The sequence below is a fragment of the Actinomadura formosensis NBRC 14204 genome, assembly GCF_001552155.1.
GTDB lineage: Bacteria > Actinomycetota > Actinomycetes > Streptosporangiales > Streptosporangiaceae > Spirillospora > Spirillospora formosensis.
The window spans coordinates 1-12,716 of the sequence record NZ_BCQQ01000164.1; the positions used below are offsets into that span (position 1 = coordinate 1).

The following is a 12,716-nucleotide window of genomic DNA, read 5'->3' on the forward strand; positions in this document are numbered from 1 at the left end:
CGGGCGCCCGCGTCGCGCGGACGTCGCCGGTCGGCGGCGGCTGGCAGGACGCGGCGACCGCGAAGGCCGCCGGGTCCGTCCGCGAGATCGGCCCGGACCTGCTGGGCGGCCTCCAGGTCCGGGCGGGCGAGCAGAACGACGAACGGTGGGTGGAGGTCAGCGGCGAGGCGGTCCAGGTCGTCCCGTTCCTGACGTTCCACGTGTCGCAGCGGTCACAGGGGCCGATCGAGTGCTTCCGTCCCGACGTCGGCGCGGGCACCGCCTGCCAGCGGGGAGCCGCCCCGTGAGAGAGCGCGGTGCCCCGCGCATGCGCGAGCGGGGCTCGATGTCGCTGGAGATGGTGCTGGTCACGCCCATCTTCATCGCGTTCCTGCTGTTCCTCGCGGGCGCGGGCCGGATGGTGGACGCCAAAAGCCAGGTGGACGGGGCCGCCCGCGACGCCGCCCGCGCCGCGTCGATCGCGCGGAGCGCCGCGTCCGCGCAGAGCCTCGCCGCCGACACCGCCGCCGCGGGGATGCGCGGCACCGTGTGGTGCTCGGGCGGTCCCAGCGTCCAGACGGACGTGTCCGGCTGGGCCCCGGGAGGGCGCGTCGGCGTGACGGTCACCTGCGACGTCGACCTCGGCGACCTCGCGTTCATCGGCCTGCCCGGCAGCAAACGCCTGCGCGGCCACGCGATCGCGCCCATCGACACCTTCACCGACCGCGGGACGGACACCCCGGGAGAAGCGCCATGACCGCCGGACGCGGAGACCGCGGCACGATCGCGATGTACACGGTGCTGTTCACGCCGGTCGTGTTCCTGCTGGCCGGGCTCCTGGTGGACGGCGGCCTCGCCATCCACGCCCGGCAGCGCGCCGCGGACATGGCCGAGCAGGCGGCGCGGGCGGGCGCGAACCAGATCGACACCGACGCCCTCCGCGAGACCGGCAAGCCCGTCCTCGATCCCGGCCGGGCCCGCGCGGCGGCGTGCGACCTGCTGGCCGCCTACCGCGACCAGGTCACCGCGTCCCGGTGCGACGCCAACGAGCAGGAGGTCGCGGTCTCGGTGCGGATCGGCGTGCGGCCGCAGTTCCTCGGGATCATCCCCGGGTTCGGCGAGTTCCAGCTGACCTCCTCCGCGACCGCCCGTCCCGTCACGGGAGGTGACGGTCCGTGAGCGAACGCGAGAACAGAGTGACGATGTGGGCGACGTCCGGGGAAACGGCAGGGGCACGATGGTGACGCGGCAGGGGCAGAGGAAGCCCGTCCGGGTGAACGGGCGCCGCAGTGCGGGCGATGTCGTGGCGGGGATCGGCGCGGTCGTCGCGCTGGCCGCGCTGATGGCCGGTGTCCCGTTCGCGCTGCTGACGGTGTTCGGGTCGCCGCTGCCCGGCCATGTGCCGTCCATGTCCGACCTCACGCACAAGGTGGGGCCGGGCTCGCTGATGGCGATCCTGGTGGCGCTGGTGTGGCTCGCCTGGCTGCAACTCGCCGCGTGCGTGGTCGTCGAGGTGTACGCGGGGATCCGCGGTGTCGGCGTGCCCGCGCGGGTACCGCTCGCGGGCGGGACGCAGTCGCTCGTCCACCGGCTCGTCGTGGCCGCGCTGCTGCTGTTCACCGCCACGACCGCGATCATGCCCGCGTTCTCGGGCGGCGGGCTGGCGCAGCGTCCGCCGGTGCGGATGGAGCCGCAGTCGCAGGAGTTCCACCGCGTCCCGGCCGCGCCGGAGCAGCCGGCGGCCGCCGACCGGGCCGCCGCGCAGACGGCCGAGGCCCCGGTGGAGAAGACCGCCACCACGAAGATCTACCGGGTGCAGCCGCCGGAGGGGCGCCACCACGAGAGCCTCTGGGAGATCGCCGAGAAGTGTCTCGGCGAGGGCCGCCGCTACAAGGAGATCTACGCGCTCAACAAGAACCACGTCCAGCCGGACGGGACGCGTCTGACGATCGCGAGCCTGATCCGTCCGGGCTGGATCCTGGAGATGCCGGCGGACGCGAAGGGCGCGAAGGTCATCCCCGCCAAGGACCTGCCCGACTACTTCCGGTACGGGCACGCCGTCCCGGACGAGCCGCAGCGGCCCGCGCCGCAACCCGACCCTGACCCGAAGCCGCAGGAGCCGACGCAACCACCGGCATCACAACCCCCGGCATCGCAGGCGCCGCCGGCCTCACCGGAGCCGTCCGTATCGCAGAGCCCGGCACCCGAGCACAGCCCGGCGCCCGAGCACAGCCCGGCGCCTGAACAGAGCTCCGCACCCGAGCAGAGCCCGGCACCTGAGCAGAGCTCGGCGCCCGAGCAGAGTGCGCCGCCGCAGGAGTCCGAGCCCGCGCATCCGCCCGCGCACGACGGCGCGGAGGTCCCCGGCGAGGACGCGCCGCGGTACCAGGAGACCGGCGCGAAGTTCGACCTCGGCTGGCCGCAGGGCCTCGCCGCCGCGTCGCTGCTCACCGCCGGGCTGCTCGGCGCGCTCGGCCGGCGCCGGCGCACCCAGCTGTGGAATCGCGCGTTCGGGCACATGGTCGTCCGGCCGGAGGGGGAGGCGGCCGAGACGGAGCGGGCGCTGCGCATCGGCGCCGACGACGACGCGGTGAAGCTGCTCGACCTCGGCCTGCGGCACATGTCGAAGTCGATGGCGGCGGGCGGCCGGGCGCTGCCGACCGTCTACGGGGTGCATCTCGGGCGCGGCAGCCTCGACCTGTGGATCGCGCCCGCCGACCGCAACCCGCCCGCGCCCTGGCAGGCGTTCGACGACGGTCAGGTGTGGCGGCTGCGCGCCGACGCGCTGCCCATGCTGGAGGCGTCCGGCCTCGACGACGTCCTCGCCCCCTACCCGGGCCTGGTGTCCATCGGGACGAACGACCACGGCCGTATCCTCGTCGATCTGGAGGCCGCGCACGGGCTGATCGCGCTGCGCGGCCCCGCGGACGTCCGCCGGGCGGCGCTGTCGGCGATCGCGCTGGAGCTGGCGACCAACCGCTGGTCCGACCACATGCGGATCACGCTCGTCGGGTTCGACGCGGAGCTGGGCGAGGGGCTCAGGGAGATCGCGCCCGACCGGGTCCGGTGCGTCCCGACACTGCGGGACGCGCTGCCCGAGCTGGAGGGGCGCAGCGAGGAGGTGCGGCAGGCGCTCGCCGCGTCCGGTGTCGACTCCGTCCTCACCGGACGCTGCCGCGGCGTGTTCGGCGAGGCGTGGATGCCGCATTACCTGATCATGGCGGACCAGCCGCAGGACGACGAGGCCGACCGGCTCGTCGCGCTCGCCCGCACCGGAACCCGGATGGCCGCCGGCTATATCGTCCCCGGCGAAGTCCAAGGGGCCACCTGGACGTGGGACGTCGACGCCGGCGGCCGCCTCCGGGCCGGCGTGCTCGGTTTCGACGTCGCGGCGCAGCTCGTCGCGGACGACGACTACCGCGGCGTGTTCGAACTGTTCCGGGGGGCCGGGCGGCTCGACTCCGTGCCGCTGCCCGACCTGGCGGGCGGCGCGGAGCCGCCGACCGCGCAGCAGTCGTCGGTGGAGGTCCGGCTGCTCGGCCCGATCGAGGTCGAGGCGCCCGGCCCGATGGACGAGAGCCGCCGCGAACTCTGCACCGAGCTGCTGGTGTTCCTCGCCGTGCACCCGGAGGGCGTCCACCCGACGGTGCTGTCCGGTGCGGTCTGGCCGCGCGGCGTCAGCGCCGGGGTCCGGGACGCGTGCGTGGCTCGCGTGTCGGACTGGCTCGGCCGGGACGGGCGGGGCCGCCCCAACCTGTACTACGACGAACGCGGCCGGATCAGGCTCGGCTCGCAGGTGCGGGTCGACATCGCCGTGTTCCGCTGGCTGGTGTGGCGGTCGGCGGCCGAGCCCGCGTCCGAGACCGCCTACATGGCGTACGCGCTGGACCTGGTGCGCGGCCCGCTGCTCGCCGGCCGGCCGCGCGGCCGGTACGCGTGGCTCGCCGACCACGAGCTGGAGTACGAGGCGACCGCGCGGGTCATCGACGTCGCGCACCGGCTCGTCGTGCTGCGGCTGGACGAGGGCGACGCGCACGGCGCGGTCGGCGCGGCGCGGGCCGGGCTGCGGCTCGCGCCCGAGGACGAGGGCCTGTGGCGCGACCTGCTCCGCGCGACCCACGCGACGGGCGACGTCGCCCAGGTGCGCGTGGTCGTGGACGAACTCCGCTCCCGCGCCGCCCGCGACCGGTTCCTGGACCAGCTACAGCCCGAGACGGAGGCACTGGTGGAGGAGCTTCTCCCCGACTGGCACCGGGTCGGGTCGCGCTAGCGGTGCCGGCCGGTGCCGCCGTGGCCGGCGCGGATCAGTCGCCGGCGCGGGTCAGTCGCCGGCGCGGGTCAGTCGGACGTGCCGATGCCGATGCCGAACTCGCGGTAGACGCGTTCCCAGAAGCCGTCCCGCAGCCAGGTGCGGGCCTCCTGGTAGGGGCGCAGGGAGCCGCCGAGCTCCTTCTCCGCCTCGATCAGCAGCTCCTTGTCGATGACGGGCGGCAGGATCGGGCCGGGCAGCAGGTCGCGGATGTTGTCCCGGCCCCGCTCGAAGATCCACTTCTGTGCGACGTGCTCGCCGATCTCCAGCATGTGGTCGCGGTCGGGGCCGAGCTTTCCGTCGGCCGGGGACGCGGTGGCGGAGTTCATCGACGCGGCCACCGTGGCGGGCGTCGCCCCGCCCGGCACCGGGACGGTCGCGCGGACGGCGGCGGGCACCGGCTTGACCGACGGCGCTTTGCCCGCGAACACCTGGGACGGCGACGGGACGGGGTTCGCGCGCTGCGCGGCGGCCGCGGCGTCCCGGACGGCGGCGGCGCTGCCCGGTGCGGGCACCGGCAGCGCCTTGGCCTTGGTGAAGTACGGGCGCAGGAACTCGGCGGGCAGCACCTCGACCGTGTCGGACTCCCACACCAGCCATTCGGCCTGGTTGGAGCCGTGCGTGGGCTCGACCCCCCACAGGTGCACGCGGACGCCGTAGCGCTGCGCGGCCTCCACGGCGGGCAGCATGTCCTCGTCGCCGGCCAGCAGCACCGCGTCGGTGATCGCGCGGTGCCGGGCGAGGGCCTCCAGGTCGGCGCGCAGCTGCGCGTCCACGCCCTTCTGCTGGCCCTGCGCGTTCAGGTTGCCGAGGCGCAGCTTCACCAGCGGCAGGTTCGCGATGACGCGCTGGTCGACCGTCGGCTGCCGCTTCGGCGCGGCGTCGAACCAGTACACCCGCAGCAGTTCACCGCGCCGCTGCTCGTCGGCGTGATCGGTCAGCGCCTTGATCAGCTTCTCCGCGGCGACCCGGTACTCGCGCCGGGAACCGCAGCCGAGAAGCAGGGCCCCGGAGGCCGCGTAGAGGTACCCCGCGTCGACGAAGATCGCGTATCGCGCGGGCTGGGGAACGTACTCCGAGGTGGCCATGGCCTTCCACCTTATTCGTGCGGAGCCCCCCACTGGGAGCGAACGACCGTTACATGTCGCTTCTGGCGGCCCGGCGGGGGGCTCGCACGCAGGTCAGCGGGGCAGGGCGCTGGCCCGCCAGGCGCCCGGCCCGCGCGGCCCGAGGTCGCCCGCGAACGCGGTGCGCACGAGCCTGGACCGGTCCGCCCAGCGGGACGGACGAGCCTGGTCAGCGCCGTCCCGGGCCGCGGTCGCGGCCCGGGCGCGGGCGGTCAGCACGGCGACCAGCGCCGCGATCTCCTCCGGCCCCGGGTCGCCCCGGACGATCTGCAGGAAGGGCTTCTGCTCAGCGCTCACGAACCTGACCTCCTGGGAGTGTCGGGGCCAGAGTCCCTTCGAGGGGCGGAAACCCCGGACTTCCGGGACTCACCCGAAAGGCGGTCACAGTGGGATGTTCCCATGCTTCTTGGGCGGCAGCGTCTTGCGCTTCTCACGCAGTGCCCGCAGCGCCCGCACTACCTGGCCGCGCGTCTCGGACGGCTTGATCACGTTGTCGACGTAACCGCGCTCCGCCGCGATGTAGGGGTTGGCGAGCGTGTCCTCGTACTCGGTGATCAGCTCGGCGCGGCGGGCGTCCGGGTCGTCCGCCGTGGCCAGCTCGCGCCGGTGCAGGATGTTGACGGCGCCCTGCGCGCCCATCACCGCGATCTGCGCGGTCGGCCACGCCAGGTTGATGTCGGCGCCGAGGTGCTTGGACCCCATGACGTCGTAGGCGCCGCCGTACGCCTTCCGGGTGATGACCGTGACGAGCGGGACGGTCGCCTCGGCGTAGGCGAACAGCAGCTTCGCGCCGCGCCGGATGATGCCGTTCCACTCCTGGTCGGTGCCGGGCAGGAAGCCGGGGACGTCCACGAACGTCAGCACCGGGATGTTGAAGGCGTCGCAGGTCCGGACGAACCGGGCGGCCTTCTCGGACGCGTCGATGTCGAGCGTCCCGGCGAACTGCATCGGCTGGTTCGCGACGACGCCCACCGAATGGCCCTCGACCCGCCCGAACCCGATGATGATGTTGGGCGCGAACTGCTCCTGGACCTCCAGGAACTCGCCGTCGTCCAGCACGCGCTCGATCGCGACGTGCATGTCGTACGGCTGGTTCGGCGAGTCGGGGATGAGGGTGTCGAGTTCCGCGTCCAGCTCCGTCACGTCCACGGGGACGTCGAACGCGGGCGCGTCGGACAGGTTGTTGGACGGAAGGTAGGACAGCAGCGCCTTGACGTACTCGATCGCGTCGTCCTCGTCCGACCCCTGGTAGTGGGCGACGCCGGACCTGGAGTTGTGCGAGTGCGCCCCGCCCAGCTCCTCCATCGTGACCTCTTCACCGGTCACCGTCTTGATCACGTCCGGCCCGGTGATGAACATGTGGGAGCTCTGGTCGACCATGACGATGAAGTCGGTGATCGCCGGCGAGTACACGGCGCCGCCCGCGCACGGCCCCATGACCAGCGAGATCTGCGGGATCACCCCGGAGGCGTGCACGTTCCGCTTGAAGATCTCCGCGTACAGACCGAGCGCGACCACGCCCTCCTGGATCCGCGCGCCGCCGGAGTCGTTGATGCCGATCACCGGGCAGCCCGTCTTGACCGCGTGGTCCATGACCTTGCAGATCTTCTCGCCGAAGACCTCGCCGAGGGAGCCGCCGGAGACCGTGAAGTCCTGGCTGAACACCGCGACCGGGCGTCCGTCCACCGTCCCGTACCCGGTGACGACCCCGTCGCCGTACGGGCGGTTCCTCTCCATCCCGAAGTTGGTGGAGCGGTGCCGCGCCAGCTCGTCGAACTCGACGAACGAGCCGGGGTCGAGCAGCGCGTCGATCCGCTCCCGGGCCGTCATCTTGCCCTTGGCGTGCTGCTTCTCGACCGAGCGCGCCGAGCCGGCGTGCACCGCCTCGTGCCGGCGCCGCTCCAGGTCCGCGATCTTTCCCGCCGTGGTGTGGACGTCGTACTCCACCGGGGGTTCAGGGGCTTCCGTCGCCATGCCGGTCAGGGTAACCGGACGCTGACCCGAGGGGTGCGGCCGGGTACCGGTGACCGGGCGTAGAGGGTGCAGGCCCGGGTCCTTCAGGGCGGGGTGAGCCCGGGTTCGGCCGCAGCCTGCTTTTCCTGCCACCACTTGTAGGGGACGAGCACCGCGCGGGGTTCGCCGTTCTTCTCGACGATCAGATGATCGCCGCGGAAGTGGGCTTCGTCGATACGGCGGCCGAGATGGGCGCGCAAGTCGTTGGTGGCGATGCGTTCGGTACTCACGAGGCCGATCGTACCTATGAGTACCTTGAGTACCAGAGGTACTATGAGTACTGTGCAGCTCAGATACAACTTCCGTCTCGACCCGACGCCGGGTCAGCGCATGGCGCTGGCCCGCGCGTTCGGGTGCGCCCGGACGGTGTTCAACGATGGGTTGCGCATCCGGCGGGAGGCCCACGCGGCCGGGCTGCCGCACATCAGGGACACCGACCTTCAAAAACAGGTCATCACCACTGCGAAGCGGACACCGGAGCGGGCATGGCTCGCCGAGGTCTCCTCGGTCGTCCTGGTGCAGGCGCTCGCCGATCTGCACACCGCCTACCGCAACTTCTTCGCCTCGCTGTCGGGTGAGCGCAAAGGCCGCAACGTCGCCCCGCCTCGGTTCCGGTCCCGCAAGGACAACCGGCAGACGATCCGCCTCACCCGTAACGGGTTCCGGCTGCGACCGGACGGCAGGTTGAACATCGCCAGGATCGGCGATGTCCGGGTGCGCTGGTCCCGGGGACTGCCGTCCGATCCGTCATCGGTAACGATCGTCAAGGACGCGGCGGGCCGGTACTTCGCCTCGTTCGTCGTCCAGACGTCCGACGAGCCGCTGCCGGACACGACGGGCGAGGTCGGCATCGATCTGGGGTTGACGCATTTCGCGGTCTTGTCGGATGGCCGCAAGGTCACCGCGCCGAAGTTCCTGCGCCGCGCCGAGCGGAAACTTCGCAGGGCACAGCAGAACCTGAGCCGAAAGGCCAGGGGTTCGGGCAACCGCGAGAAGGCCGTCGTGAAGGTGGCCCGTGCGCACGCTCGGGTCGCCGATGCGCGGCGGGACCATCACCACAAGCTGTCCACGGCCCTGATCCGCGAGAACCAAGCGGTGTACGTCGAGGACCTGTGCGTGAACGGCCTGGCCCGTACCCGGCTGGCGAAGTCGGTGCACGATGCGGGCTGGTCGGCGTTCGTGAACATGCTGGAGTACAAGGCCGCCCGGTACGGGCGCGTCTTCCAGCGGATCGATCGCATGTTCCCGTCCTCGCAGTTGTGCTCGGCCTGCGGGTCGCGGGACGGGCCCAAGCCACTGGCGGTCCGCACGTGGACCTGCCGGGATTGCGGCACCGTCCACGACCGGGACATCAACGCGGCCCGCAACATCCGAGCCGAAGCACAACACATGGTCGCCGCCGGGCGGGCGGAGACCCCAAACGCCTGCGGAGGGCCGGTAAGACCCTCCGCCTAGCGGAAGGCACGGCCCGGTGAACCAGGAACCCGACTCAAGGCGAGCCGCCTCAGCGGACGCCAGGGAGGGAATCTCCCGCCTTCAGGCGGGAGAGGACGCCAACGGGATGGACTCCGCCTTGTCACGGCTCGTTACGCTTGGACAGGTGGCTACGAAGACGCGTGACACCTTTCGTCAGGACATGCCCGAACCCCTGCGCCGCGACGTGCGGCTGCTGGGCGCCATGCTCGGCGACTCCCTCGTGGAGTACGGCGGGAAGGGGCTGCTGGACGATGTCGAGCGGCTCCGCCACGCGGTGATCGCGGCCCGCCGCGGCGAGGCGGGCATCGAGGAGGTCGCCGCCCTCGTCGACGGCTGGACGCTGGAACGTGCCGGGCAGGTCGCCCGCGCCTTCACCGTCTACTTCCACCTGACGAACCTGGCGGAGGAGCACCACCGCATCCGGACGCTGCGGGAACGTGACACCGGCGGCACCGTCCCCGGCTCCGTCGCCGCCGCGGTCGAGGAGATCCGCGCGTCCGGCGACGGGCGGCTCGACGGGATCATCGAGGGCCTGGAGTTCCGCCCCGTCTTCACCGCGCACCCGACCGAGGCGCGCCGCCGCGCCGTCGTCACCGCCATCCAGCGGATCAGCGACCTGCTGGCGCACCTGAACGAGAGTCCCGGCGCGTCCGAGCGGGAGGAGACCGAGCGCACCCTCCGCGAGGAGATCGACCTCCTCTGGCGGACGGCGCTGCGCCGCCACGCCCAGATGGACCCGCTGGACGAGGTCCGCACCGCGATGGCCGCGTTCGACGAGACGATCTTCCGGGTCGTTCCGCGGATCTACCGGTCCCTCGACCGCGCGCTGGACGGCGACGGCACCCGTCCGCCCAAGGCCCGCCCCTACCTGCGCTTCGGCAGCTGGATCGGCGGCGACCGCGACGGCAACCCCTACGTCACCGCGCAGGTCACCCGCGACACCGTCGTGATCCAGGCGGACCATGTGCTGCGCGCCCTGGAGAACGCCTGCGGCCGCATCGGCCGGGAGTTGACCGTGCACGAGGCGACCACCCCCGCGTCGGAGGAGCTGCTGGGCGCCCTCGCCGCCGCCCGCACCGCCCACCCGTCGCTGGTCCGGGAGATCGCCAAGCGGTCGCCCGGCGAGCAGCACCGCCAGTTCCTGCTGCACGCCGCCGCCCGCATCGCCGCGACCCGCGAACGCGACGCCGACCTCGCCTACGCCTCCCCGGACGAGCTGCTCGCCGACCTGCGCACCGTCCAGGACTCCCTCGCCGCCGCGGGCGCCGTCCGGCAGGCCTACGGGCGCGTCCAGCAGCTCATCTGGCAGGTCGAGACGTTCGGCTTCCACCTCGCCGAACTGGAGATCCGCCAGCACTCCGAGCTGCACGAGAAGGCACTGGAGGAGGTGCGCTCGGGCGGCGCGCTCTCGGAGATGACCGAGGAGATCCTGGAAACCCTCCGCGTGGTGGCCTGGATCCAGCGGCGCTTCGGCGTCCGCGCCTGCCACCGCTACATCGTCTCCTTCACCCGCTCCGCCGACGACATCGCGAACGTGCACGCCCTGGCCGAGTCCCTCGGCGAGGGCGCCCCCGTCCTGGACGTGATCCCCCTCTTCGAGACCGGCGAGGACCTGGAACGCGCCCCGGCCGTCCTGGACGGGATGCTGCGGATCCCCGCCGTCCGCCGCCGCCTGGACGACACCGGGCGCCGCCTGGAGGTCATGCTCGGCTACTCCGACTCCGCCAAGCAGCTCGGCCCGACCAGCGCGACCCTCCGCCTCTACGACACCCAGGAGGCCCTCGCCGCGTGGGCGGCCCGGCACGAGATCAGGCTGACGCTGTTCCACGGCCGCGGCGGCTCCCTCGGCCGCGGCGGCGGCCCGGCCAACCGCGCCATCCTCGCCCAGGCGCCCGGTTCGGTCGCGGGCCGCTTCAAGGTCACCGAGCAGGGCGAGGTCATCTTCGCCCGCTACGGCCGGCGCGAGATCGCGCGCCGCCATGTCGAGCAGGTCACCAGCGCCGTCCTGCTGGCCTCGACCGACCCCGTCCAGGACCGCGCCCGCGCGGCCGCCACCCGGTTCCGCCCGCTCGCCGACAAGATCAGCGAAGCCGCCAAGGCCGCCTTCCGCGGCCTGATCGAGACCGAGGACTTCGCCGCCTGGTTCGCCCGGGTCAGCCCGCTGGAGGAGATCTCCGAACTGCGCATCGGCTCCCGCCCGGCCCGCCGCAAGGCCGCCCGCGGCCTGGCGGATCTGCGCGCCATCCCCTGGGTGTTCGCCTGGACGCAGACCCGCGTCAACCTCCCCGGCTGGTACGGCCTGGGCAGCGGCCTCGCCGCCGTCTGCGACGACGGCCGCGACCTCGCCGAACTCCGCGAGGCCTACGAGGCCTGGCCGCTGTTCAACACCCTGCTCGACAACGCCGAGATGAGCCTCGCCAAGTCCGACCGGGCGATCGCCGAGCGCTATCTGGCGCTGGGCGAGCGTCCCGACCTCTCCGAGGCGGTCCTGTCCGAGTACGACCGCACCCGCCGCCTCGTCCTCGCGGTGACCGGCCACGAACGCCTCCTGGAGAACCGCAGGGTCCTGTCCCGCGCGGTCGAACTACGCAACCCCTACGTGGACGCCCTCTCCCACCTGCAACTACGAGCCCTGAAGGCACTGAGAGCAGGCGTGGAGAGCGCCGACGAACGAGCCCACCTGGAAGACTTGCTCCTGCTCTCCGTCAACGGCGTCGCCGCCGGCCTCCAGAACACGGGATGAGGAAATTGACCAGACTCGCCGCGGAAGCCGACCGGCCGCGCATAGAAGAGATCGTCGAAGCGGCCTACACGCCCTGGGCCCGGATCATCGGCACCCGCCCGATCCCGATGGACGCCGACTACGCCACCCTGATCCGTGCCGGCCAGGTGTTCGTGACCGGCGGCGGCCCGGACGGGCTGATCGTCCTCATCCCCGAGGACGGCGTCCTGCTCGTGGAGAACGTCGCCGTCGCCCCGGACCTCCACGGCCGGGGCATCGGCCGCGCCCTGCTGTCCTTCGCCGAGGAGCACGCCCGCTCGCTCGCCCTCCCGCGCCTGCGCCTCTACACGAACGAGCTGATGACCAGCAACATCGCCCTCTACGAGTCCCTCGGCTACCACGAAACCGGCCGCGAGGACATCGACGGCCGCCACGCCGTCCACATGGCGAAGCCCCTCCCGTAGACGAGACCGCCCCCGAAGCACCGACACACCCGGCCAAGACCCTGAAGCGCCCGCAGCGGGGAGACGGGTCAGGAGGGCCAGTTGGGTTTGCGCTTTTCGTTGAAGGCGGCGATGCCCTCGCGGCGGTCGGCGGAGGGGGCCGCAGTGCGCCAGGCGTTCTCCTCCAGGTCCAGGCCGGCCTCCAGGCTATGTCATGTGGCCTCTGAACTGTGCTTACGTCCTGCGTGAGTCGCGGTGAGTCAGGTGCGGCCTGGCCAGAACTGGGGGGTGGCTCCCCGGCTCCCTGTGGCTGTGTGGGGCGGGACGTGGACCGACGCCCTTCCCGATGGTGCTATCAGTGGGGAGGTAATAGAGCGCCCCGAAGATATCGCGGCATTACGCAGGATGTTTGAACTATTCAGAGCAGACGCTCTTAGGCAGAACGAGACCGTAGAGCTTATTCGGAGGGTCGCAGGGCAATGGATGAAATGAAGTGGCGCAAGGCGTCACGCACTACCGCGAATGGAGAAAACTGCGTAGAGGTTGCGCGCATTCCAGATGAGATAGCCATGCGTGACAGCAAAAATCCCGATGGACCTCAACAGCGTTTCAGTATCTTGGAAGTAGCTGCATTCTTCACGGAGATT

11 protein-coding genes and 1 pseudogene are annotated in these 12,716 nt (G+C 72.1%); 8 read left to right on the forward strand and 4 right to left on the reverse strand.

What is annotated here, in order from left to right; translation table 11 throughout:
* The 4 genes and pseudogenes from AF1_RS35440 to AF1_RS29300 form a co-directional block, all read left to right on the forward strand.
* Positions 1-287 (forward strand): annotated as a pseudogene (locus AF1_RS35440) (pilus assembly protein); the annotation flags it as partial.
* The gene (locus AF1_RS29290; protein ID WP_242608824.1) at positions 284-736 is read left to right on the forward strand and encodes a TadE family protein; all 453 of its coding nucleotides are present in this window, start codon (positions 284-286) and stop codon (positions 734-736) included. The pseudogene AF1_RS35440 and the gene AF1_RS29290, both read left to right, overlap by 4 nt.
* Complete coding sequence (locus AF1_RS29295; protein WP_242608823.1) at positions 733-1,158, forward strand: TadE/TadG family type IV pilus assembly protein; 426 nt, start codon at positions 733-735, stop codon at positions 1,156-1,158. Before AF1_RS29290 ends, AF1_RS29295 begins: the two co-directional genes overlap by 4 nt.
* Positions 1,159-1,183: 25 nt before the next feature.
* A complete protein-coding gene (locus tag AF1_RS29300) occupies positions 1,184-4,249 on the forward strand; it encodes a bacterial transcriptional activator domain-containing protein (protein ID WP_242608822.1) in 3,066 nt (1,021 codons plus the stop codon).
* 68 nt (positions 4,250-4,317) lie between these two features.
* Here the strand turns inward: AF1_RS29300 and AF1_RS29305 are convergent, their stop codons facing one another.
* The 4 genes from AF1_RS29305 to AF1_RS29320 form a co-directional block, all read right to left on the reverse strand.
* The gene (locus AF1_RS29305; protein WP_067806551.1) at positions 4,318-5,376 is read right to left on the reverse strand and encodes an NYN domain-containing protein; all 1,059 of its coding nucleotides are present in this window, start codon (positions 5,374-5,376) and stop codon (positions 4,318-4,320) included.
* A 93-nt stretch (positions 5,377-5,469) separates the two neighbouring features.
* The gene (locus AF1_RS29310) at positions 5,470-5,712 is read right to left on the reverse strand and encodes an acyl-CoA carboxylase subunit epsilon (RefSeq protein WP_067806553.1); all 243 of its coding nucleotides are present in this window, start codon (positions 5,710-5,712) and stop codon (positions 5,470-5,472) included.
* A gap of 84 nt (positions 5,713-5,796) precedes the next feature.
* The gene (locus tag AF1_RS29315; RefSeq protein ID WP_067806554.1) at positions 5,797-7,389 is read right to left on the reverse strand and encodes an acyl-CoA carboxylase subunit beta; all 1,593 of its coding nucleotides are present in this window, start codon (positions 7,387-7,389) and stop codon (positions 5,797-5,799) included.
* An 83-nt stretch (positions 7,390-7,472) separates the two neighbouring features.
* Positions 7,473-7,658 (reverse strand): type II toxin-antitoxin system Phd/YefM family antitoxin, encoded by a 186-nt coding sequence (locus AF1_RS29320; protein WP_067806556.1) that lies wholly within the window; start codon positions 7,656-7,658, stop codon positions 7,473-7,475.
* A gap of 52 nt (positions 7,659-7,710) precedes the next feature.
* Between AF1_RS29320 and AF1_RS29325 the strand changes: the two genes are divergently transcribed.
* The 4 genes from AF1_RS29325 to AF1_RS33835 all read left to right on the forward strand — a co-directional run.
* Positions 7,711-8,883, forward strand: coding sequence for an RNA-guided endonuclease InsQ/TnpB family protein (locus AF1_RS29325; RefSeq protein ID WP_131732643.1), 1,173 nt, complete (start codon positions 7,711-7,713; stop codon positions 8,881-8,883).
* Positions 8,884-9,064: 181 nt separating this feature from the next.
* The gene (locus AF1_RS29330; RefSeq protein WP_242608830.1) at positions 9,065-11,647 is read left to right on the forward strand and encodes a phosphoenolpyruvate carboxylase; all 2,583 of its coding nucleotides are present in this window, start codon (positions 9,065-9,067) and stop codon (positions 11,645-11,647) included.
* A 5-nt stretch (positions 11,648-11,652) separates the two neighbouring features.
* A complete protein-coding gene (locus tag AF1_RS29335) occupies positions 11,653-12,090 on the forward strand; it encodes a GNAT family N-acetyltransferase (RefSeq protein WP_207394051.1) in 438 nt (145 codons plus the stop codon).
* 467 nt (positions 12,091-12,557) lie between these two features.
* Positions 12,558-12,716: DUF397 domain-containing protein (locus AF1_RS33835; protein WP_084263455.1), on the forward strand; the 159-nt coding region annotated here is incomplete at its 3' end.

Coding starts and splice junctions, on each gene's coding strand:
- AF1_RS29295 (WP_242608823.1), top strand. CDS start 733: ATGACCGCCGGACGCGGAGACCGCGGCACGATCGCGATGTACACGGTG.
- AF1_RS29305 (WP_067806551.1), bottom strand. CDS start 5,376: ATGGCCACCTCGGAGTACGTTCCCCAGCCCGCGCGATACGCGATCTTC.
- AF1_RS29315 (WP_067806554.1), bottom strand. CDS start 7,389: ATGGCGACGGAAGCCCCTGAACCCCCGGTGGAGTACGACGTCCACACC.
- AF1_RS29330 (WP_242608830.1), top strand. CDS start 9,065: ATGCCCGAACCCCTGCGCCGCGACGTGCGGCTGCTGGGCGCCATGCTC.